Here is a 20,164-nt window from a genome sequence, read left to right as displayed (position 1 = left end):
CGGAAATTGTCTAAATACCCTTGAGATATAACGTAATAGTAGATATGCCTGACAGCCTGCCGAATGGATCTTTGGATAAAGTAAAGTACATGGTACTGGGATGCGGAAGTATCGGTTACAATGTAGTTGAAGAACTTGTACACGATACCGAAAATGTGATTGTAATTGATCAGGACGAAAAACGCGTTGAGGATTTACGGGACCAGAATTATGAGGCAATTGCAAGGGATATAAACAGTCCTGCCCTTTTAGAGGGTCTTCCTGTTCCTGAGGTTGTATTTGTTCTCTCAAGCGATAAGAATGCGAATCTTGAGGCAGTAAAGAAAGTAAAGGAAACTTATCCTGCTGCATATGTAATTGCCCGTGCAATAGACAGACTTAGCCTCTCTCTTCTGGAACAGGCAGGCGCTGACATTGCCCTGTATCCTCAGGAGGTTTTTGCAAAGAATGCAGTTCACCATATAAGAAGGCTTCATTCGTCCAGGCTTGCAAGGAAACTATACCATTTTCTTTCTGAGTGCAAAGGAACACTTGGAATTGTTCTTCACACAAATCCTGACCCTGATGCTATATCAAGTGCAATGGCACTCTGCGCTATCGGAAAGGAGGCAAGCGGCGGAAAGCTTGAATGTAAAATATTCTATGATGGCAAAATAGGTCATCAGGAAAACCGAGCATTCGTAACTCTTCTTGATATTCAGCTTGAAAAGATTACGGCTGATATGATTGATGATACAATCGGGGCATGTGACTATCTTGCACTTGTTGATTCATCATCTGCGGGCGCCAACAATTTCCTCTCTGTGGGAATGAAAGTCGATATCATAATTGATCACCACAAAGCAGCTGATGAGGATATAAGGTCAGTTTATTTTGTTGATATAAGACCGGGAGTCGGTGCAACGGCAAGCATTATGACTCAGTATCTTCAGGAGCTTGATATTTCTGTAGATCAGAAAGTTGCAACCGCTCTTTTATATGGTATCCGTGCTGATACCAGGGATTTTTCGCGGAATATAACTCCGCAGGATTTAAACTACGCCGCATTTCTTCTGCCTTTAACAGACAGCGAACTTCTGGATAAGATAACATCCCCTTCAATGTCAATTGAGACTGTGGATGCACTTGGTGATGCAATTAAAAGCAGAAAGGTTCAGAACGGTTATCTCTTTACAAATGTGGGATATGTTAAAAACCGCGATGTAATTCCCCAGGCTGCGGATCTCTTAATTCAGCTTGAGGGCGTAAACACTGCTGTTGCCTATGGAATCGGAGATGAATTCATTACAATTTCTGCACGAAATAAGGACATAAGGATGCATGTCGGCAATGTGATGAAGGAGGCATTTGAGGGTATAGGCGAAGCGGGTGGTCATGCGAACATGGCTGCGGCAAGAATACCCTTAAATTCATTTTCACTTGTAAAAAACAAGGAAGAACTTCTCTCTCTTGTAATTGATCCCATACTAAAGCGTTTTGCAAATATCGTCGGACTCGAAGAAGAAGAGCAGAATGAAGTTTGAAGAATGGGAACCCCATTATCAAAAAATCCTGGATTTTTTTGGCTTTGTAAGAGAGGATGATGAGCATGCAGCGGAATATGCACGTTCACTTACCCGTAAGGATGACATAAATCTCTTAAAATCCACATGCTGCGGAAAACAGGTGACTGTATGCGGCAATGCCCCGTGCCTTAAGGATGAGACTGCCTTAATCGAAGGCGTAATCTTTGCAGCCGATGCAGCGGCGGATTATCTTTACAATAAAGGGATGAGGCCTGATATTGTTTCAACTGATCTTGACGGCTGTGAGGATAGTTTTCCGAAGATGAGTGCGGAAGGGACAATAATGGTTGTTCATGCACATGGTGACAATATACCTCTTTTAAAAAACTGGATTCCACGTTTTACCGGCCCAGTTGTTCTGACAACCCAGAGCAGGCCATTTGACGGAGTCTATAATTTTGGAGGGTTTACCGACGGGGACAGAGCTGTTTTTACTGCTCTGGACATGGGGGCAGCGGATGTGAAGCTTGTCGGTTTTGATCTCGATGACTCATCTGTAAATCAGATGAAGCGCGGAAAGCTTATGATAGCAAGAGAACTGTTAGGTCTTTTAGGATATGATATCTGAAGCCTTCATACTGGACGGCTATGTCGATGAGCCGGCATGCCTCGGTGTCTCACCCTACCTCTCGCCATATGTAAGATACTGCGCAGGAGTATGCACTGAGCATGGTTTTAACATCAGATATGCAACAATCGATCAACTGCGAAAAGAACCGACTCTTCTGAGTGAAATCGAAAAGTCCGATCTTTTTGTCTTTATTGCCGGAGTAACAGTGCCCGGAAAGTATCTCGGAGGGACTCCTGCAAATGCAAATGAGATATTTCAGATTGGAAGCAGTCTTAAAAATCCGCTAAAATGTCTGGGCGGCCCTGTTGTTTTCGGAAGTGCATCAGGCGGGGGTGATATTGCAGAAAAACAGGCTTTTTCCGTATATGATCATGTCCTTTCAGGTGAGATTGCAGCGGCCCTTGATTCTGTTCTGAAAGGCGGAAAGTCATCTGGTGATTTCAGCTATGATAAAATTGATCGCTGGAGTATACAGGGAAGCGGTATTATTTCGCAGCATCCGGCATTTCCTCATATAATCTGTGAACTTGAGACTGCAAGGGGCTGTTCACGTGCTGTAAAAGGAGGGTGTTCTTTCTGCACTGAGTATCTTTACGGGATGCCGCAGTATAGGTATGAGGGGGGCGTACACAAAGAGGTCGCCGCCCTTTATGAAGCAGGAGCAGTTCATTTCAGACTCGGGAGGCAGCCTGATCTTCTTGCATATGGATCAGTTTCAGGAGAGGAGTTTCCTGTTCCTCGGCCTGAGAAAATCGAGTCTTTATTTCGCGGGATAAGGGATGCGGCGCCTGGTCTTAAGACTCTTCATATCGACAATATAAATCCCGGGACAATTGCACATCATCCTGAGGAGTCAAAGGAGGCTCTGTCATCTGTTGTCAGATGGAATACGGCAGGGGATACTGCAGCGTTTGGTCTGGAGTCGGCAGACCCTGTAGTAATAGGTGAGAACAATCTAAAGGCCATGCCTGAAGAGGTCTTAAAGGCGATAGAGATAGTAAACGAGGCAGGGGCCATTCGCGATAAAAACGGAGTCCCGCACCTCCTGCCCGGTCTTAATTTTGTAACAGGCCTTTTGGGGGAGACTGAAAAGACCTATGACATGAATGAATCCTTCCTGTTTTCACTCCTTAAAAGTGACCTTTTAATAAGGCGTGTAAATATCAGGCAGGTCATGCCTTTTGAAGGGACAAAAGCCTACACTGAGAATACTCTCGGGCAGAATGATGACAGATTTAAATTATTTAAGGAAAGGGTCAGGACAGGTTTTGATCTCCCTATGTTAAAGAAAGTGTTTCCCACGGGCACCATTCTTTCCGGAGTTGTGATTGAGGTATCGGGTCAGACATCGTTTGGCAGGCAGCTGGGCTCATATCCGATACTTGTGGGATTTCCGTATCAGCTGGAAAAGGGAACAGTCACTGACGCTGTTGTAACAGACTGGGGATACCGTTCTGTTACAGCGTTTGAAAATCCTCTGATGATAAACTCCCTGCCACATCAGGCTGTTAAAAAAATACCTGGTATCGGCAAAAAAACGGCTTTAAAAATACTTGCAAAAAGACCTTTCAAGTCAGCTGATGATTTTAAAAAAGTTGCAGGGGATATTCCTGTATCCGGATATATGAAATTCCCGTGAGAATCACGTTTTGATCTCTCATCAAATATTTCATGGAATATTTTTTTAATTTAAAACATCTCTTTTAGCTCTATAAACTTAAGAATGTCGGTTCTTGTAACAATTCCGAGTAATACACCATCTTCTGTTACCGGGATTCTCCCTATATTTTTAGCAGACATTATCTTCATGGCATCGGAGAGCATGGCATCGGGAGTGAGGGTAATTACATCTCCTGACATCACATCCTTAACCAGCATGGCTTCACGGTCAATATGCGGCGTTTTTGTGAGATCAGTCATCGTAACCATACCTGTAAGCATTCCTCTGTCTAAAACGGGAAATCCGAGATGCTTTGTTGAGTACATAAGATCTATAACCTCCTCCACGTGCATCTCAGGTTTTACAAAAAGGACAGGGGATGTCATCGCATCTTTGATTTTTACATCCCTTAAGAGTTCATTGAACTTTGTCATCTCCGCTTCCTGGCCTGCGCCGAGATATATGAAGACTGCAATTATTATCAATATCGGGCTGAGGATAAGGATTCCCACTATCCCGAATATGATGGCAAAGGCACGTCCGATATCCGCAGCTATCCTTGTCGCCTGATATATCGGAAGTCTTCTTGCAAGAAGGGCTCTTAATACCCGGCCTCCGTCCATAGGAAATGCCGGTATTAAGTTAAATAAGAAGAGCAGAATGTTTAAAAATCCCAGATATCCGAATACGTAAAACAAAAGTCCTGAAACTGCTGAATTCGGGATATATGCATATGAAAAATATGCCGCAGTACATGATATTGCGCCTATAATGAAACTTGCAATTGGTCCTGCAAGTGCCATTGGCAGTTCGATTTTTGGATCAGGACTTTTGCCCTCATCTATTGCGGCAATACCGCCGAGTATGAGGAGTGTTATGCTGTTTACAGTCAGCCCCTTCTTTTTTGCAATAAGGGAATGAGAAAGTTCGTGAATCAAAACACCGGCAAAAAGACTTAATGTCACAACAACCCCGAGAGTGTATGGCATATATCCTGCCATGATCAGTGATGTATCAACAGATGTTACTCCAAAGACATCCTGAAGGAATGAAACAGTATATTCTATCTGGTAGCCTATTATGAAGGCAAAGACAGGTATGACAAGAAGAAATGTGAAGTGCAGCCTTATCGGAATGCCGGAGATAGTACCTATCTGAATTGAGTCAGCCATCAGGAAAGATTATATTTTTAACTTTTAAGTATTATACCTTCAGTTGATTATAATGAAAACACAGATTACCGAGCTTTTTGGGATGGAAGTTTACACGGAAAAGGCTGTCCGTGTAGGAGTGGTGGACGATGCAGTCTTAAATGTTGATACAAAAAAGATAGATTCTCTTGCTATCAGCAGTTTAAATCCCGAACTTCTTCAGCTAAAGGGATTTAAGGGAATTAAGATACCGTACAGGATAATCAGATCCATAGGGGACGTAATCATCATCAGACACTTCACAAACATGTTCCCTTCAAAGGAAACGGACTAAAGCGCCTTATAAATCAGTTAAAACTTAATTTAAGTCCATAATGGAAGTCGGGATTTGAATTTAAATAATATATAAAAAATAATCCCGCTTCTTTTTATCCCTGTGAGATATGAAGAAAATATATAGATATTGATATGCAAAAAAGAGAGATATTCAGCTGTCTGTCAATAGTTGCGCCGGTAGTTGTAAGACTTGACGGCAGGGCGTTTCACGGCCTTACTTCGGATATGGAGTTAGAAAAGCCCTACGATAATCGTTTCAATGACGCAATGTGCACGGTATGTGAACAGTTAATCTCAAAAAGCGGTCTTGAACCTGACTTTGCATATACTTTTTCCGATGAGATCAGCCTTTTCTTCTCGAGCCTGCCGTTTAACGGGAGAGTTGAAAAAATTGACTCGGTTTGCGCTTCGTATGCATCCAGTGCATTTGGAATGTTTATGGATTTAAAAGAACCATTATCTTTTGATTCAAGGATTGTGGTTTTGGGAAATGACTATGTCTGTGAGTATTTCTCCTGGAGACAGAAGGAGGCATGGCGAAATCACATGAATGCCTACTGTCAGCATGCACTGATTAGTGAGGGTCTTTCCCCGACAAACACGGCGCGTGAGCTTAAGGGGATGAAGTCGGGAGAGATGCATGAGATGATGTTTGAGAGGGGTGTAAATCTCTCCCGGACTCCTGCGTGGCAAAGGCGCGGCGTGATAATTCATAAGGAGACTTATGAAAAGAAAGGATACAACCCTGTTGAAAAGACCGAGGTTGTGGCTCAGAGACGAAAGGTTGTCAGGGATATGAGTCCCCCGCTTTTTAACGAACCTGAGGGTGAGGATTACCTTTACAAATTAATTACGGGAATCATTTAGGCAAACTCCTGACAAATTTCATTTTTTGATATTATTATAACATTTTAGGATTTTTTTCAGAAAAGTTCCATATAAATATCTGCTTTAAATTAAAGAATGAACATTTTTTTAGGAATTTTAAGATAAGAACAAGAAAAAAAATATTGACAAAAATTGTGGAATTATGCCTTTGAAATTGCCATTTTCATGGCAATTTCCTCAACATCCCAGTCCTGTATCATTTCTGCATCATCTTTGATTTCACTTTGCAAAATTAATTTTTCTGCCCGGATTTCTCCTGCTATGGAGTCCTTCCATGGTGCGAGAAGTCCTGCAATCCTGTCATCGGATACCGAGACTGTAGCTTTAATTGAATCCTCCACATTAAGATTCAGTTGTTTTCTCATCTCCTGAAGCCTTCTTATTACCTCGCGGGCAAACCCTTCCGCTTCGAGATCTTCTGTTAAGGTTACATCAACACAGACAGTGCCGTCTGCCATCTCAGTCGAATATATGCCCTCCGGCATTACTTCAGAGAAATTAACGTGGGCATCTGTAATCGTATATCCGCCTGCATCAAAGCTTCCTTTCTCTGTTATCTCTTTTTTAAGTAAAGCGGCATTGCAACTTTCTATTGCTGCCTTTACCTTTGGACCTTCCTTTCCAAATTCAGGACCTATCGCACGCATGTTAGCCTCTGCCGAGACTCCCATCCTGTCCCATGGTCCTTTTACAACAGAAACCTTCCTTGCATTTGCCCGCTGTTTACACAGATCATTTAAGCGTGCAACTGCATTTTCAACGGTATCCGAATCTGTGAGAACGATTACATCTGAGACCGGCCAGCGGAGTTTTCTTTTTCCGTCCTGTCTTGCAGTTGCAACTGATTCATCAAATGAACGAATAACAGCCATCTCATCTTCAAGTGTGATATCACAGAGAGATTCATCACCTGAATTCCAGTCAAGCATGTGTACACTTTCAGGATCAGCTTCTGTCCTGAGATTTCCATATATCTTCTCTGCAATATGTGGTGCAAAGGGAGCCATAATTCCTGACAGCCTTCTCATCACATAGTACATTGTTTCATATGCCTGGACTTTTTCAACCGCATCCTCCTCAAGCCACATCCTGGCACGTACAAGCTGGACATACCAGCGTGAGATGTCTTCTAAGATACAGTTTAAAATTGCTCTTGTTGCGCGGTGAAGCTCGCATGTGTTTGTAAACTCCTCAACCTCGCGGCAGAGAGTATTGATGCGCGATATAATCCAGCGATCCTCATCAGGCATTAAAGCGAGGTTTTTCTTTACATATTCTCCGTCCCATACGCCGTCAGAACCTGTCTGTGGTTCAAAACTGTCCAGTATCATGTAAGGGAGCGGGAACCTGTAAACATTCCAGAGGATGTTTGCCGCACGGTTTGTGGTCTTTATGCCTTCCCAGTTAAACTTCAGATCATCCCACGGTGCGCTTGCCGAGAGAATGTACAGGCGAAGAACATCAATTCCCACCTTTTCGATAACCTCTTCCGGTGTTACAACATTTCCAAGGGACTTTGACATCTTGCGTCCATCTGAATCAAGCGCAAATCCATGCATCATCACTGTTTTGTACGGCGCACGGCCGAATGCTATTGTTGATGCACCAAGCTGTGAATAGAACCATCCGCGTGTCTGATCCTGACCTTCGGTTATAAAATCGGCAGGCCAGAGGCGGTCAAATTCTTCGGTTTTTCCGGGATATCCTATTGTTGCCCATGACGCCATTGCAGAATCAAACCATACATCGAAGATATCCTCGACACGTGTCATTGTTCCGCCGCACTCACATCTGTATGTTATTTCGTCAACATATGGTCTGTGCGGGTCTGTAAGACTGGAACCCGCCTTTGAGTTAAGCTCCGCCATTGTGCCGAATACGTCCTGATTAGAACATTTATCGCACTGCCAGACAGGAATAGGAATACCCCAGTATCGCTGGCGTGATATGCACCAGTCACGCGCATCTGCGACAAAATCATGGAATCTTGCACTTCCTGCCCATTCCGGATACCATTTAACTCCGGCAATCTCGTTTAACATCTGCTCTTTTATCTTCGGAATTGCGATGAACCACTGCTGTGTTGCACGGCTGATAATCGGTGTCTTGCATCTCCAGCAGTGTCCGTAGCGGTGGACAATCCTCATTCTGCGAAGCAGATGGTCTCCGAGAGCCTCAATGACCTTGTCATTAGAATCGCGGACATAAAGGCCTGCGAAATCCCCTGCCTCATCAGTAAATGTACCTGTGCCGTCAACAGGACAGAGTGATTCCAGTCCTTCTTCAATTCCCACAAGGTAGTCATCCCATCCGTGTCCGGGTGCGGTGTGAACAAGACCTGTGTTGTCGAGTAATACATGATCGCCTGTAATAACCCTGTGGCTGATTGTTTTCTGAACAGGAACAAAATCATTTAGCGGGGATTCGTACTCCATACCCGCAAGTTCTGCGCCTGTTTTTTTCTCAATGATTGAAAAATCCGTATACCTGCCTTTTTTAAGGACATTCTCGCAAAGCTCCTCAGCTATCCAGAGGATTTCTTTTTTATCTTCTTTTATTGCTTCAATTCTTGCATAAACAAAATCCTTTCCTGCCGCAACCGCGACATTGGCGGGAAGTGTCCATGGTGTTGTTGTCCAGATTACAAGGTATTCGCAGTCTTTGCCCTTAACCGGGAATTTTACATAGATTGAAGGATCTTCCTCATCCCAGTATTCAACCTCGGAATCAGCTATTGCAGTCTCGCAGCGCGGGCACCAGTTGACAACCCTGTGTCCTGTTTCAAGCAGATTTTTCTCATCGGCTTTTTTAAGAGTCCACCATGCGGCCTCAATGTAGTCCGGTTTTATTGTCTCATAGGGGTTGTCAAAATCCATCCAGATGCCGAGACTTTTGAACTGTTCTGACATTATGTCCTTGTGCGTCAGTGCAAAACTCTTGCATTTCTCAATAAAATTTGATATTCCAAATGTTTCAATATCTTTTTTTGACTTAAATCCGAGTTCGTTTTCAACACGAACCTCGATTGGAAGACCGTGCATATCATACCCTGCACGGTCTGTGACATTTCTGCCCTGCATACGTTTGTAGCGCAGTATTGTATCCTTTAAAATTTTATTCCATGCAGTCCCGAGGTGGATGTGCCCTGTTGTGTAAGGTGGCCCGTCCACGAAAAAGTAGTCCTCTCCTCCTTTTCTGAGCTCCTTTACCTTCATATAGGTGTCTTCATCAGCCCAGAATTTTCGGACCTCCTCTTCCACCTCATTTGCATTGTAACTGCTAGCAACCTCTTTCAAATGTGATCCCTCAAATAGTTCCTTAATATATGTGATTCTTTAAAGATAGCATTTTTGAGGGGGGCCCAATAATTTTTTAAAAAAATTATGCAGAAATAAAGGATTTTTGAATCATAAATTAATGGATGGAAAATAAAAACCGGCATTTTTGCCTCACAGTGTTTCATCCGGCTTTGCATCGGGAAAATCATGCAGGCAGCTTAAATAGTAATTGGGGGCAACCCTGTTTTCTGAGACAAAAAACCTGAGAAATTTTTGACAGAATCCAATGTTGGTAAGAATCTGCAGGTTAAATGTGGCAGAAAGCTGCCAGATAAATAATAAAATGATATCATGAAAGTTGCAATTATAAATTCAAAGACGGATGCGGCGGGGAGGAATATCAGAAGGCACCTTCTTTTAAAGCTAAATAATAGTTCAGACTCCCCTTTTGAGTATTATTCACATACTCTGAGTTTTATTGAGACGGACGGCCGCCTCATACATGAAAAATCTTTAGACCAAAGGGCAGAATCAGATCTGATTATATTCATATCCCGTCACACAAGCAAAAATCCTGTTCCTGTGCTTACTGTTCATGTGACCGGAAACTATGGCCGGGCAATGCTGGGGGGGGAGGATAAAACCCTTGCAAAAGCATCTCCCGAATTTATGCATGCGGTCTTAAACGAGATGGCAAATAGAACGCCGGAGGGCTATAAAGTCTCATATGAGGTGACTCATCACGGGCCGACAGACCTGAAAACACCATCTTTTTTTGTGGAGATAGGAAGTACAGAAAAAGAATGGAATGATGAAAATGCAGGCCTGGCAATATCCGAATCACTTCTGGAAATATTAAAACAGAATGCATTTGAAACCATAAACCTTGCAGGATTTGGTGGGAACCACTATGCCGCAAGGGAGACGGAGATTGCTATGACCTCAAAGGGCGCGTTCGGACATATTGCGCATACACGTGAGGCAGGCACGCTTACTTCGGATATTGTAAGGCAGATGATTGAAAAATCCGGTGCTGATGCTGCATATATTGACAAAAAGGCTCTGAAAGGATCTGATGTCCGAAAAATAGAGGGTCTTCTTTTAGAATCAGGTATTCCTGTTCTTTCTGAAGGTGAGATAAAAGAGATTAGGGATATCCCGTGGGAGTTATATCTTCAAATTAGAAAAACCGCCCTTGGTATTGATTCTAAATGCAGGATTCATATAGGAAAGCTGGATGGTTTTGGAAATCCTGTTGAAGTTGAGATCGGGGGCGACCTCTTTGATGAGGCCTATAAGGCAGGTGAAAAAATCCTGACTGAAGGTATTTCAGAGTTAAATACTGTGTATCTTACATCACAAACCGGCAGAATACTCCCAATTCTTATCACATATGAGGAAAATAAATTACAAACAATAAATGATTTAATATCTTTGTGTGTTAAGATCTTACACAAAGAAGCAGACACTGCAGTCATTAATGATCAGCTGATTATCAGAAAGATCAGATTTGACCCTGCAAAGGCAGCAGAACTGGGGGTGCCAAAGGGGCCATTCTTTGGAAAGCTTGCCGCAGGTTTTGATGTTATGGTGGGTGATATGATAATAACGCCCGTTATGGTCTCAAAAAGCAGTGAAAAGGTTATCCGTGTACCGGGGTTGGAGAATTATCTATGATGAAATCAATCGTTGAAGAGGCACTAAACAGGGCAAACGCCGACACAGAGATGATAGTCGACAGCTCGCATGAAAATGATGAGGAGCTTGAAGAGATCTTAAGATCACTTCGTACTGAGATATCTGTTGTCGGTTGTGGTGGCGGGGGATCAAATACCATAACACGTATGGCCGAAGAGGGAATCGACGGTGCTAAACTGTTTGCAATAAATACCGATGCCCAGCATTTGATAAGAACCAAAGCTGATCGCAGGATTCTAATCGGGCGGCAGCGCACAAAGGGGTTTGGTGCAGGATCTGTGCCGCAGGTTGGAGAGGATGCAGCACTTGAAAATGATGAAGAGATCCGCGCAATGCTTGCCAGCAGTGATATGGTATTTATTACAGCGGGTCTTGGGGGCGGAACGGGAACAGGTTCTGCTCCTGTAATTGCAAAGGCAGCACGTGATCAGGGAGCTCTTACAATAGCTATTGTGACGCTCCCGTTCAGGGCTGAAGGTGCAATCAGGCTTGAAAATGCCGAAGCAGGTCTTGAACACCTTCGTGATGTCGCAGATACCGTAATTGTTGTTCCAAACGACCGCCTTTTGGAAGTTGTCCCGAGACTTCCTCTGCATGCTGCGTTTAAGGTAGCCGATGAGGTTTTGATGAGAGCCGTCAAAGGTATTACAGAACTTATTACCCAGCCGGGTCTTGTCAACCTTGACTTTGCCGATGTCCGCACTGTAATGGAGCGTGGCGGTGTTGCAATGATTGGGATGGGTGAGAGTGACAGTGAAGACAAAGCTGCCGATTCCGTTAAAAAAGCGCTGAGATCTCCGCTTCTGGATGTCGATATCTCCAACGCGACCGCAGCACTTGTAAATGTGGTTGGTGGTCCTGATATGACAATGGAAGAGGCCGAAGGTGTGGTTCAGGAGGTCTATGAACGCATAGATCCTGATGCACGTATTATCTGGGGTGCTCAGGTTGATCCTGATATGCAGCACCGGATGCGCACAATGCTTGTTGTGACCGGTGTCAACTCTCCTCAGATATACGGAAGAAGTGATGATTTCAATAAGTGTAAATCCACTGAGCGCGAATATGATATAGACTTTCTCAGGTGAGTGAAAACAGATGTCATTTAAAGTTGATGAAGAGTTCTTCAAAAAATACTGGAGGGTCCTTAAACTTTCAAGGACTCCCACAAGGGATGAATTTCAGAAAATAGGACTTGTTGCGGCCGCAGGAATAGCTTTAATTGGTCTCCTTGGTTTTATAATATACGAAGTAATTCTTCTCCTCCCTTAAATATCTTATATTTCTGAAGGATTGTAGAAATGAGCGACGAAAACGAGATAAAAAACCAGATATATGCAATAAAGACGACTGCCAAACAGGAGCGCACTGTTGTTGATAATATTGTAAAGGCTCTGGAGGATCACCCTGAGATCAGGGTGGTTGCAATTATGGCACCCAGTGAACTCAAAGGTTATGTGCTTGTTGAAAGTCCGGATCCAATTGCCCGTATTGAGCAGTTGCGCGAGATGGTTCCGAATGCACGCGCAGTAGTGAAAGGAGCTACATCTTTTCATGAGATTGAGCATTTCCTTGCTCCAAAACCGGTTGTGTCCGGAATTGATGAGGGAACAATAGTGGAACTCATTGCCGGACCTTTCAAGGGTGAAAAAGCAGTTGTAAAAAGAGTTGATACTTCCAAGGAAGAAATTACAGTTGAGCTCTATGAGAGTATGGTTCCAATTCCGATTACGGTCCGCGGCGACAATGTGCGCGTAATAGATAAAAATCAGGATTAATTTTTCTTTTTTTTTTAAATTGAAGTCTTCATCTTAATTGAACAGTGTAAAATATTTGTTTTATGAATGTTTTTGCAATCTTTTATTGATACATTTAAGTTATTTTAAATCCAACATTTCAAGACCCAAGCTTAGTGGCAGGCATAGTTTTGTCATGTGAGCAAAGGTGATATGAAATGGGAGAAGTAGTCGAGGTATTGGTACCCGGCGGTAAGGCCACTGCCGGTCCCCCTTTGGGACCTGCACTGGGACCCCTTGGAATTAATGTGAAGGCGGTTGTTGACGAGATCAACAAAAAGACCTCCGAATTCAATGGTATGCAAGTACCTGTGAAGGTTGAGGTTGACGACAAGAAAAACTTCACAATATCCGTGGGTGTTCCTCCTGCAACTGCACTTATTATGAAAGAGTGCGGTATTGAGAAGGGTTCAGGAGAACCTAACGTCATTAAAGTAGGAGACCTGCCGTTTGAAGCTGCTGTTCGCATTGCCCGCATGAAACTTGACGGAATGCTTTCATATGATCTCAAAAACGCCGTAAAGGAAGTTATTGGATCATGCGTAAGTGTCGGTGTCACAGTTGACGGCAAAGAGCCAAAAGCTATCTTTGCTGACATTAATGCAGGCGAATACGACAGTCAGCTCGCATGAATAGACTATGAAAACCTATAGAAGATCCGGCAATGACCGGGTCGTTGAACTATGGAGGTAAAAGATGGTTGAAAGGGTCCAGATTCTAAAGGCCGTAACAGAGGCTGTTGAGCAGGCGCCTGATCGTAAGTTTACAGAGAGTGTTGAAATAACATTCAATCTGAAAAACGTCGACATGGCGCAGCCAAAAAACCGTATAGATGAGACTATGGTTCTTCCAAAGGGAACAGGGCGGGTCCAGAAGATCGCTGTTCTTGGAAAGGGAGATATCACCACACAGGCAAAAGCTGCAAATGTAGATCTCATCATAGGGCCAGAAGAAATTGAGCGTCTGGGTGGCGAAAAACGTGAGGCCAGAAAGATGGCGGACGAGTATATGTTCTTCCTCGCTGAAACCGCAGTAATGCCGAGTGTCGGTCGTTACTTAGGTACAAGGCTTGGACCACGCGGTAAAATGCCACAGCCTGTTCCACCAGGACTGGATATAGGACCTATCGTAGAGCGTCTTAGAAATTCCGTAAAATTCCGTTCCAAAGACAAAAAGACATTCCATGTCAGAGTCGGCGCGGCTACAATGTCCCCTGAGGATCTTGCGGAGAACATAGATGCAGTTATGAGAAAGGTTGAATCCAATCTTGAAAGTGGAACAATGAACATTCGCTCGGTATATGTTAAAACGTCCATGGGCCCTGCAGTGAGGTTGATTTAATATGGCTATATATTCACATCACCTTCCGCAGTGGAAAAAGGATGAAGTAGAGGAGATAATAGCGCTTTCCAAAGAATACAGACTTACAGGTCTTGTAGATCTTCATGGAATTCCGGCAAGCCAGCTTCAGCAGATGCGCCGCAACCTTCGTGGCTCTGCAGTGCTCAAAATGACGAGAAATACGTTGATAGAGCATGCATTTACTGAACTGGGCGGCGAGATCGGCAATGTTGTTGATTACATTGACGGCCAGAGCGCTATGATCTATACAAACGAAAATCCGTTTAAGCTCTACAGAAAGCTTCAGGATACCATGACAAAGATGGTGGCAAAGCCCGGGGATATAGCACCCGAGGATATTGTCGTCCCTAAAGGTCCTACGGCATTTCCGCCGGGACCGATTGTCGGTACACTGCAGCAGGCAGGAATCCCGGCCGCCATTACAGGTGGTAAGGTCGTAATCCGTGAGACAAAAACCGTTGTTAAAGCAGGCGAGGAAATCAACGCTAAGATGGCAGATGTGCTGTCAAAGCTTGACATCAGACCAATTGATGTTGGTTTGAGCCTTCAGATCTCGTTTTACGATGGAACATTCTTCGAGCCGAAGACACTGGCAATTGATGAGAATGAGTACTTCAACAATGTGGTTCTCGCAGCACAGCAGGCATTTAACCTGTCTGTTAATGCGGCATATCCGACTGCCACAACTGCCGGAGCAATTATCGGCAAGGCGGTTCGCGAGGCTAAAAACCTTGCTGTCGAAGCAGCAATCTATGAAAAGGATGTTGTTGATTTGATTATCGGACGTGCACAGCGTGAATCATCCGCTGTAAAAGCACTTGTTGAGTAAATAAATAAAAAATAATAAAAAATTAGGTGAATAAAATGGAGTACATCTACGCAGCCCTTGTTCTGCACAGCGCAGAAAAGGAAATAACAGAAGAAGCTGTCACAAAAGTTATGACAGCAGCAGGTATAGCAGTCGACGACAGCCGTGTAAAAGCGCTTATTGCAGCACTTGACGGTGTTGACGTTGCAGAAGCAATTGAGAAGTCAGCAGTTGCAGCAGTTGCAGCAGCACCGGTTGCAGCAGCACCGGCGGCAGCAGCAGAAGAAGAAGAAGCACCTGAAGAAGAAGAGAAGAAGGAAGAGGGCGGCATGGCCGGTCTCGGAGCACTTTTCGGATAAATTCTTTTTTTTTCTTTAGTTAAATTATATTTGTTCCCCGGATTGATTTAAAATTCTAATTCGCAGATTATATTTTTATAAAATCCGGATAGATTCCTGAAAACAGGATCTGCAGATTTTGGTGCATTAATAACCAGAGATTTTTTACTGAACAGTATCTTTTCTAAATCTTTTTTATGTCTGAATTTAGATAAAGACTGTCCAGCCAGTGCAAGGCATCGTTGGACAAACTCTCAGATTCTGCCATTATTTATTCGCATAATATAAAAACAATGAAAATTAAAGAAAATATATGAATATACGTTACTTTTTGGCACTTCTGCTGCTTATAGGGGCGATATGCTGTACTGTTCAGGCAACCACTGATATTACAGATGATGAACTTTTAGTAGAAGAGTCATGGATCAAAATCAACTCAATTAGTGACCACAGCATTGGTGAACAGTTCAAGATCACAGGTACAACAAATCTCGCTGTTGGTTCTGATCTGATTGTTGAAGTTACATCTTCATCATTTACGTCAACAAAAAATACACAGAATGGAGAATTTTCAGGTGTTTCCTCAGTTGTCAAAGTCAAAGAAGGCACAACAGACAATGAATGGTTCATGGATGTAGACACATCAAACTTTCAGGCAGATGAATACATAGTAAACGTCGAAGCAATTGAAGCAGATGTAACTGCAACAGCAAAATTTGTTATTAAGGGTTCAACAACAGCTACACCTACAACATCATCAACAACTGTTCAGACTGAGGCAACAGCATCAGTAACCTCAGCACCCACAACCGGTTCAACAACCGAACAGACACCTGAGCAAAAAACATCACCAGGATTTGGAGTAATTGTTGCACTTGCCGGTCTTGGAGCAGTAGCAGCACTGACTATGAGAAAGGACTGAATCCTTAAAATCTAAACTTACTTTTTGAAATCTTCAAATTCTAATAATTTCTGTTTTTGAATATAATCTGTTTTAATTAGCTGTCTTAAAATTCCGGTAATATTTTAGATAGGTATTAATTCACTTCATGGCATTTCACCAATATCATTTAAACTGACACTTCCACGGTGGTTTGTCATTTAAACCGTTTTATTAGAAATATTTCTTCAGATTATGTCATCAGGAGACTGTCCAGCCAGTAAAGTTATCGCGGGACAACCTTAGATAGACTTATATCGAAAAAAAAATAGAAATAAAGGCATCACAGATAATGGGTGATATTATGAAAAAAATAATGGCATTATTATTAGGATTTGCACTTATCTTTGCAGCGTTACCTGTTGCAGTCAGTGCAGCAACAGTCGGGGGAGATCAGGCATGGTTCAATGTTCACTGTAATATTGACGGCGCTATGGTTTACTTTGATAATGATTATAAGGGAGAAATATACAACGGAATTCTCACAGTTCCTGTTTATACAACCGCAACTCCTTATAATGTTATAAAGGTTGAGATGAGTGGCTACAACACATGGACAGAAGAGATTACAAGCTATCCTGATATGGGTGAGACTCTTGACGTATATGCAACCTTAAACCCTGTACCTACACCTGCACCGACGATGATTGGCGGCGATATGGGATACTATGTAGTTTACTGTAATGTTGACGGAGCAAATGTATATTTCAATGATGACTATAAGGGCGATATTGCTAACGGTGAGCTTACTGTGAGTGTATATACAACCGGAACTCCATATACCACCTATAATGTTCAGATGAGCGGATACACTCCGTTTACTGCTCAGATCTCTGATTATCCTGCAAAGGGTGAAACAGTCAAGCTTCATGCAACACTGACACCTGCAACACAGCCTACATCTACACCTGTTTCTGTATTCACAGTATTTTCAGGATTAATAATTTCAATATTCGGATTCGTTCTTATTGCGAGAAGGAAGTGAATTTTTAAAATAATTTTTTTTTGACTTCTCTTACGATAACATTCAATATAAATGGCGAAGATAAATGTATTGGATAATATATCTGAAATTTGTAATCAGATGTCAATGAGGTGTCATTTATGAAATGTTTTAGAATTCTTTTAATGGATGATGAAGCTCCCATTCTTGACATTATGTCCCTGTTTCTGAGCAGAAGCGGCTATGAAGTTGTATGTTCAAAAACCGGCACTGAAGCCTTAAAAATTTTTAAAGATGCATATTGCTCCGGAAATGGTTTTGATCTGGCAATACTGGATGTTTCAGTTCCTGGAGATTTTGGAGCAAAAGAGCTTTTAAAACCGATGAAAGAGATTGATCCTGATATAAAAATTATTATTTCAAGTGGCGACTCGGTTCAGGGAGCAATGGACGATCCCATAAATTTTGGTTTTTTTGGTTCCTTACAAAAACCCTTCCGTTCCGGAGAACTTATAAAAATTGTAGAAGAGAATATTGAGAAATAATTTATATCAGCTTTTTTTAAATTGTAAATTTTACCGGTTATTTATTTTTTTCATCATTTAGTCCTGCATATACACATTGTCCGTATGATATACATCCGTCTCCAAAGGGATATTCTTCATTTATAATCAGTTTAAGTCCCGCTTTTTTTATTGTGGTCCTGATTGTTTCTCTTATTGTGTGATTTATGCATACGCCACCTGACAAAACTACATCATTAATTCCATAATCTGATGCTTTTAAAACTGCGATTTCTGCAAACTCACGGGCCAGGTTGTACTGGACTGATGCTGCGACATCCTGTACAGAAAGGTTTTTTCGCCTCAAAATAGCTTTTTTTATGAGATCTTTTGTGGACAGGACACTGCATCCGTCTTTTTCATAAACATTTAGATCCCAGTTTTCAGGCTTTCCTGCGGATGCCACAGATTCCAGTTTCATTGCAGGTTCGCCCTCATATGTTCTTTCCCTGCAGATTCCGAGAAGAGATGATGCAGCGTCCAGTACTCTTCCGGCACTGCTTGTAAGGGGTACATTAAAACCTGTTTTTATCTGTCTGTCAAGGACGGAGAGTTCAAGGTCTTTCCATCCTCTGTCGGACAGGAGAGTTCTAATCTCATCATCTGGTAAAATACCATACAGCATTCTTTCAGGGAATTGTGTTGCAAGATCTCCTCCCGGCATTTTTACACATTCAAGGTGGCCTACTCTTTTTAAGGAAGTCAGATCACCTGCAAAGATCTCCCCTCCCCATATTGTTCCATCGTCTCCGAGACCTACTCCGTCCAGAGCGATTCCCACGCATGGTTTATTCTCCCCCAGACCTGCTGCAATATGTGCTCTGTGATGCTGTACTGCAACTGTCTCTGCGCCACATTCTTCTGCAATTCTCTTCGCATATCTGGTTGACAAAAACTGCGGGTGCATGTCATGTGCAATCAGATCAAATTCCGCACCGGTAAGTCTTTTGAGATTATCGACAGTATTTTCAAGATATTTTAGTGTGGACGGGTTTTTGATGTTGCCGATATGGGGTGAGGTGAAACAAAATTTGTCCTTGTATATGGATATATTAGAATAAAGTTCCGGGCCTGTTCCGAGAATACATTTTTTACCAAGATTAATACCTGTTCTTTTTGGAGCATAGCCTCTTGAAAGCCTGATAATGTATCCTTCCCTTACAACAGAATCATCGCAGCGGTTTCTGATAAATCTGTTATGGGTCAGATAAAAATCAACACAGCCTGCAAGCTTTGATACTGCCTCTTCTGTCTCTGTAATCATAGGATTTCCCGGCGCATTTGCACTTGTCATTATAAGAAGAGGATTTTTCAGACGGGAAAAAAGAAGATGGTGAAGTCCGGTATATGGGAGCATGCATCCTATGGAATTGATATTGCTTATATCCGGATGAGATGAAGGATATTTTTTGTACAGGACAACAATCGGGTGCTCAGGGCTGTTTAATATCTCCCTTTCAGAATCAGTAACTTCTGCAATATCCAGAATTGTTCTCTCTTCCGCCATTATCGCAAGTGCCTGCTCGGTTCTTCCCAGGCATTTTTTTAACTTTGAAGCAGAAGACTCGGTACATGCTATATGAAACCCGCCAACACCCTTAATTGCAACAATATTTCCTGAATCCAGAAGATTTGCTGCGGATTTTATTGGATCACTGCATTTAATCTGTTCTCCTTTTCTGTTGAGAAGAAAGAGTTCTGGGCCGCAGCTGTCACAGGCTATTGTCTGTGCATGATGGCGGCGTGATTTCGGACTTTCATATTCCTCTCTGCATTCCGCACACATTGGGAATTTATCCATTGTTGTCCTTTCACGATCATAGGGAACTTCGTTTATTATGCTGTAGCGTGGACCGCAGTTTACGCACGATGTCGCCCAGTAATTTTTATATCTGCCATTTTCATCAGAAATATCTGATATACATTCTTTGCATATTGCAACATCCGGAGGAATAAATCCTGAAAGATTTCCGACAGAGCTTTTCTCTATTAAAAATCCTTTTTGTAAACTTCCCTCTGCTTCTATGACTGATACACTATCTATTTTTGAAAGCGGGGTACCAATAGAGACTGCTGCTAAAAAATCCTCAAATTTATCTCCAAATGCGTTTATTCTTACTTCACTACCGAGGTTTTTTACATTTCCGCAGATTCCGTATTTTTCTGCCTGTGCATAGACAAAAGGCCGAAATCCCACTCCCTGTACTATGCCTTTTATGATTATCTGCCCGCTTTTTTGCATAAAAAATTATTTCCTTTCTTTATTA

Annotated in this window: 19 protein-coding genes; 16 read left to right on the top strand and 3 right to left on the bottom strand. The window is 42.5% G+C overall.

The genetic code is table 11. The features are described 5' to 3' along the window. Nucleotides 1-44: 44 nt before the first annotated feature. From ACTB1O_RS05495 to ACTB1O_RS05485, 3 genes are read left to right on the top strand one after another with little or no spacing between them, the layout of a single operon-like run. Nucleotides 45-1,523: a DHH family phosphoesterase gene (locus tag ACTB1O_RS05495; protein ID WP_462994136.1), complete on the top strand. Its 1,479-nt coding sequence runs from the start codon at nt 45-47 to the stop codon at nt 1,521-1,523. After that, entirely contained in the window at nt 1,513-2,133 is a 621-nt protein-coding gene (locus tag ACTB1O_RS05490; protein WP_462994135.1) for a 6-hydroxymethylpterin diphosphokinase MptE-like protein, read from the top strand. Before ACTB1O_RS05495 ends, ACTB1O_RS05490 begins: the two co-directional genes overlap by 11 nt. Continuing rightward, entirely contained in the window at nt 2,123-3,775 is a 1,653-nt protein-coding gene (locus ACTB1O_RS05485; protein WP_462994134.1) for a radical SAM protein, read from the top strand. Before ACTB1O_RS05490 ends, ACTB1O_RS05485 begins: the two co-directional genes overlap by 11 nt. A gap of 50 nt (nt 3,776-3,825) precedes the next feature. Here the strand turns inward: ACTB1O_RS05485 and ACTB1O_RS05480 are convergent, their stop codons facing one another. Beyond that, nucleotides 3,826-4,968 carry a CBS domain-containing protein gene (locus ACTB1O_RS05480; protein WP_462994133.1) on the bottom strand — a complete coding sequence of 381 codons (1,143 nt, stop codon included), beginning with the start codon at nt 4,966-4,968 and terminating at the stop codon, nt 3,826-3,828. 52 nt (nt 4,969-5,020) lie between these two features. Here ACTB1O_RS05480 and ACTB1O_RS05475 point away from each other — a divergent pair, with 52 nt between their 5' ends. Next, nucleotides 5,021-5,281: a PRC-barrel domain-containing protein gene (locus ACTB1O_RS05475; protein ID WP_462994158.1), complete on the top strand. Its 261-nt coding sequence runs from the start codon at nt 5,021-5,023 to the stop codon at nt 5,279-5,281. 134 nt (nt 5,282-5,415) lie between these two features. Continuing rightward, nucleotides 5,416-6,150: a tRNA(His) guanylyltransferase Thg1 family protein gene (locus ACTB1O_RS05470; protein WP_462994132.1), complete on the top strand. Its 735-nt coding sequence runs from the start codon at nt 5,416-5,418 to the stop codon at nt 6,148-6,150. Between the two features lie 161 nt (nt 6,151-6,311). Here the strand turns inward: ACTB1O_RS05470 and ileS are convergent, their stop codons facing one another. Continuing rightward, on the bottom strand, nt 6,312-9,467 hold the full coding sequence (gene ileS / locus ACTB1O_RS05465; RefSeq protein WP_462994131.1) for an isoleucine--tRNA ligase: 3,156 nt from the start codon (nt 9,465-9,467) through the stop codon (nt 6,312-6,314). 333 nt (nt 9,468-9,800) lie between these two features. Between ileS and ACTB1O_RS05460 the strand changes: the two genes are divergently transcribed. From ACTB1O_RS05460 to ACTB1O_RS05410, 11 genes are all read left to right on the top strand, one after another. Next, on the top strand, nt 9,801-11,126 hold the full coding sequence (locus ACTB1O_RS05460) for a D-aminoacyl-tRNA deacylase (protein WP_462994130.1): 1,326 nt from the start codon (nt 9,801-9,803) through the stop codon (nt 11,124-11,126). Next, on the top strand, nt 11,126-12,235 hold the full coding sequence (ftsZ, locus tag ACTB1O_RS05455; RefSeq protein ID WP_462994157.1) for a cell division protein FtsZ: 1,110 nt from the start codon (nt 11,126-11,128) through the stop codon (nt 12,233-12,235). Before ACTB1O_RS05460 ends, ftsZ begins: the two co-directional genes overlap by 1 nt. Before the next feature lie 10 nt (nt 12,236-12,245). Next, the gene (locus ACTB1O_RS05450; RefSeq protein WP_462994129.1) at nt 12,246-12,419 is read left to right on the top strand and encodes a protein translocase SEC61 complex subunit gamma; all 174 of its coding nucleotides are present in this window, start codon (nt 12,246-12,248) and stop codon (nt 12,417-12,419) included. A 29-nt stretch (nt 12,420-12,448) separates the two neighbouring features. Continuing rightward, a complete protein-coding gene (locus ACTB1O_RS05445; protein WP_462994128.1) occupies nt 12,449-12,925 on the top strand; it encodes a transcription elongation factor Spt5 in 477 nt (158 codons plus the stop codon). A 176-nt stretch (nt 12,926-13,101) separates the two neighbouring features. Then, complete coding sequence (locus ACTB1O_RS05440; RefSeq protein WP_462994127.1) at nt 13,102-13,575, top strand: 50S ribosomal protein L11; 474 nt, start codon at nt 13,102-13,104, stop codon at nt 13,573-13,575. A gap of 64 nt (nt 13,576-13,639) precedes the next feature. Further along, nucleotides 13,640-14,284 carry a 50S ribosomal protein L1 gene (locus tag ACTB1O_RS05435; RefSeq protein WP_462994126.1) on the top strand — a complete coding sequence of 215 codons (645 nt, stop codon included), beginning with the start codon at nt 13,640-13,642 and terminating at the stop codon, nt 14,282-14,284. A gap of 1 nt (nt 14,285) precedes the next feature. Next, entirely contained in the window at nt 14,286-15,134 is an 849-nt protein-coding gene (locus ACTB1O_RS05430; RefSeq protein ID WP_462994125.1) for a 50S ribosomal protein L10, read from the top strand. A 35-nt stretch (nt 15,135-15,169) separates the two neighbouring features. After that, nucleotides 15,170-15,472, top strand: a complete 303-nt coding sequence (rpl12p, locus tag ACTB1O_RS05425) for a 50S ribosomal protein P1 (protein ID WP_462994124.1) — start codon at nt 15,170-15,172, stop codon at nt 15,470-15,472. A gap of 292 nt (nt 15,473-15,764) precedes the next feature. Then, entirely contained in the window at nt 15,765-16,373 is a 609-nt protein-coding gene (locus tag ACTB1O_RS05420) for a PGF-CTERM sorting domain-containing protein (RefSeq protein WP_462994123.1), read from the top strand. Between the two features lie 322 nt (nt 16,374-16,695). Then, the gene (locus ACTB1O_RS05415) at nt 16,696-17,376 is read left to right on the top strand and encodes a PEGA domain-containing protein (RefSeq protein ID WP_462994122.1); all 681 of its coding nucleotides are present in this window, start codon (nt 16,696-16,698) and stop codon (nt 17,374-17,376) included. A 119-nt stretch (nt 17,377-17,495) separates the two neighbouring features. Continuing rightward, entirely contained in the window at nt 17,496-17,879 is a 384-nt protein-coding gene (locus tag ACTB1O_RS05410; RefSeq protein ID WP_462994121.1) for a response regulator, read from the top strand. 37 nt (nt 17,880-17,916) lie between these two features. Here the strand turns inward: ACTB1O_RS05410 and hypF are convergent, their stop codons facing one another. Continuing rightward, nucleotides 17,917-20,139: a carbamoyltransferase HypF gene (hypF, locus tag ACTB1O_RS05405; protein ID WP_462994120.1), complete on the bottom strand. Its 2,223-nt coding sequence runs from the start codon at nt 20,137-20,139 to the stop codon at nt 17,917-17,919. Nucleotides 20,140-20,164: the final 25 nt, after the last annotated feature.

This window comes from Methanomicrobium sp. (genome assembly GCF_055145805.1).
The sequence above is the reverse complement of the archived record's forward strand: the minus strand, read 5'-3'. Positions and strand labels throughout refer to the sequence as shown.

Coding starts and splice junctions, on each gene's coding strand:
- ACTB1O_RS05495 (WP_462994136.1), top strand. CDS start 45: ATGCCTGACAGCCTGCCGAATGGATCTTTGGATAAAGTAAAGTACATG.
- ACTB1O_RS05490 (WP_462994135.1), top strand. CDS start 1,513: ATGAAGTTTGAAGAATGGGAACCCCATTATCAAAAAATCCTGGATTTT.
- ACTB1O_RS05485 (WP_462994134.1), top strand. CDS start 2,123: ATGATATCTGAAGCCTTCATACTGGACGGCTATGTCGATGAGCCGGCA.
- ACTB1O_RS05480 (WP_462994133.1), bottom strand. CDS start 4,968: ATGGCTGACTCAATTCAGATAGGTACTATCTCCGGCATTCCGATAAGG.
- ACTB1O_RS05475 (WP_462994158.1), top strand. CDS start 5,021: ATGAAAACACAGATTACCGAGCTTTTTGGGATGGAAGTTTACACGGAA.
- ACTB1O_RS05470 (WP_462994132.1), top strand. CDS start 5,416: ATGCAAAAAAGAGAGATATTCAGCTGTCTGTCAATAGTTGCGCCGGTA.
- ACTB1O_RS05460 (WP_462994130.1), top strand. CDS start 9,801: ATGAAAGTTGCAATTATAAATTCAAAGACGGATGCGGCGGGGAGGAAT.
- ftsZ (WP_462994157.1), top strand. CDS start 11,126: ATGAAATCAATCGTTGAAGAGGCACTAAACAGGGCAAACGCCGACACA.
- ACTB1O_RS05450 (WP_462994129.1), top strand. CDS start 12,246: ATGTCATTTAAAGTTGATGAAGAGTTCTTCAAAAAATACTGGAGGGTC.
- ACTB1O_RS05445 (WP_462994128.1), top strand. CDS start 12,449: ATGAGCGACGAAAACGAGATAAAAAACCAGATATATGCAATAAAGACG.
- ACTB1O_RS05440 (WP_462994127.1), top strand. CDS start 13,102: ATGGGAGAAGTAGTCGAGGTATTGGTACCCGGCGGTAAGGCCACTGCC.
- ACTB1O_RS05435 (WP_462994126.1), top strand. CDS start 13,640: ATGGTTGAAAGGGTCCAGATTCTAAAGGCCGTAACAGAGGCTGTTGAG.
- ACTB1O_RS05430 (WP_462994125.1), top strand. CDS start 14,286: ATGGCTATATATTCACATCACCTTCCGCAGTGGAAAAAGGATGAAGTA.
- rpl12p (WP_462994124.1), top strand. CDS start 15,170: ATGGAGTACATCTACGCAGCCCTTGTTCTGCACAGCGCAGAAAAGGAA.
- ACTB1O_RS05420 (WP_462994123.1), top strand. CDS start 15,765: ATGAATATACGTTACTTTTTGGCACTTCTGCTGCTTATAGGGGCGATA.
- ACTB1O_RS05415 (WP_462994122.1), top strand. CDS start 16,696: ATGAAAAAAATAATGGCATTATTATTAGGATTTGCACTTATCTTTGCA.
- ACTB1O_RS05410 (WP_462994121.1), top strand. CDS start 17,496: ATGAAATGTTTTAGAATTCTTTTAATGGATGATGAAGCTCCCATTCTT.
- hypF (WP_462994120.1), bottom strand. CDS start 20,139: ATGCAAAAAAGCGGGCAGATAATCATAAAAGGCATAGTACAGGGAGTG.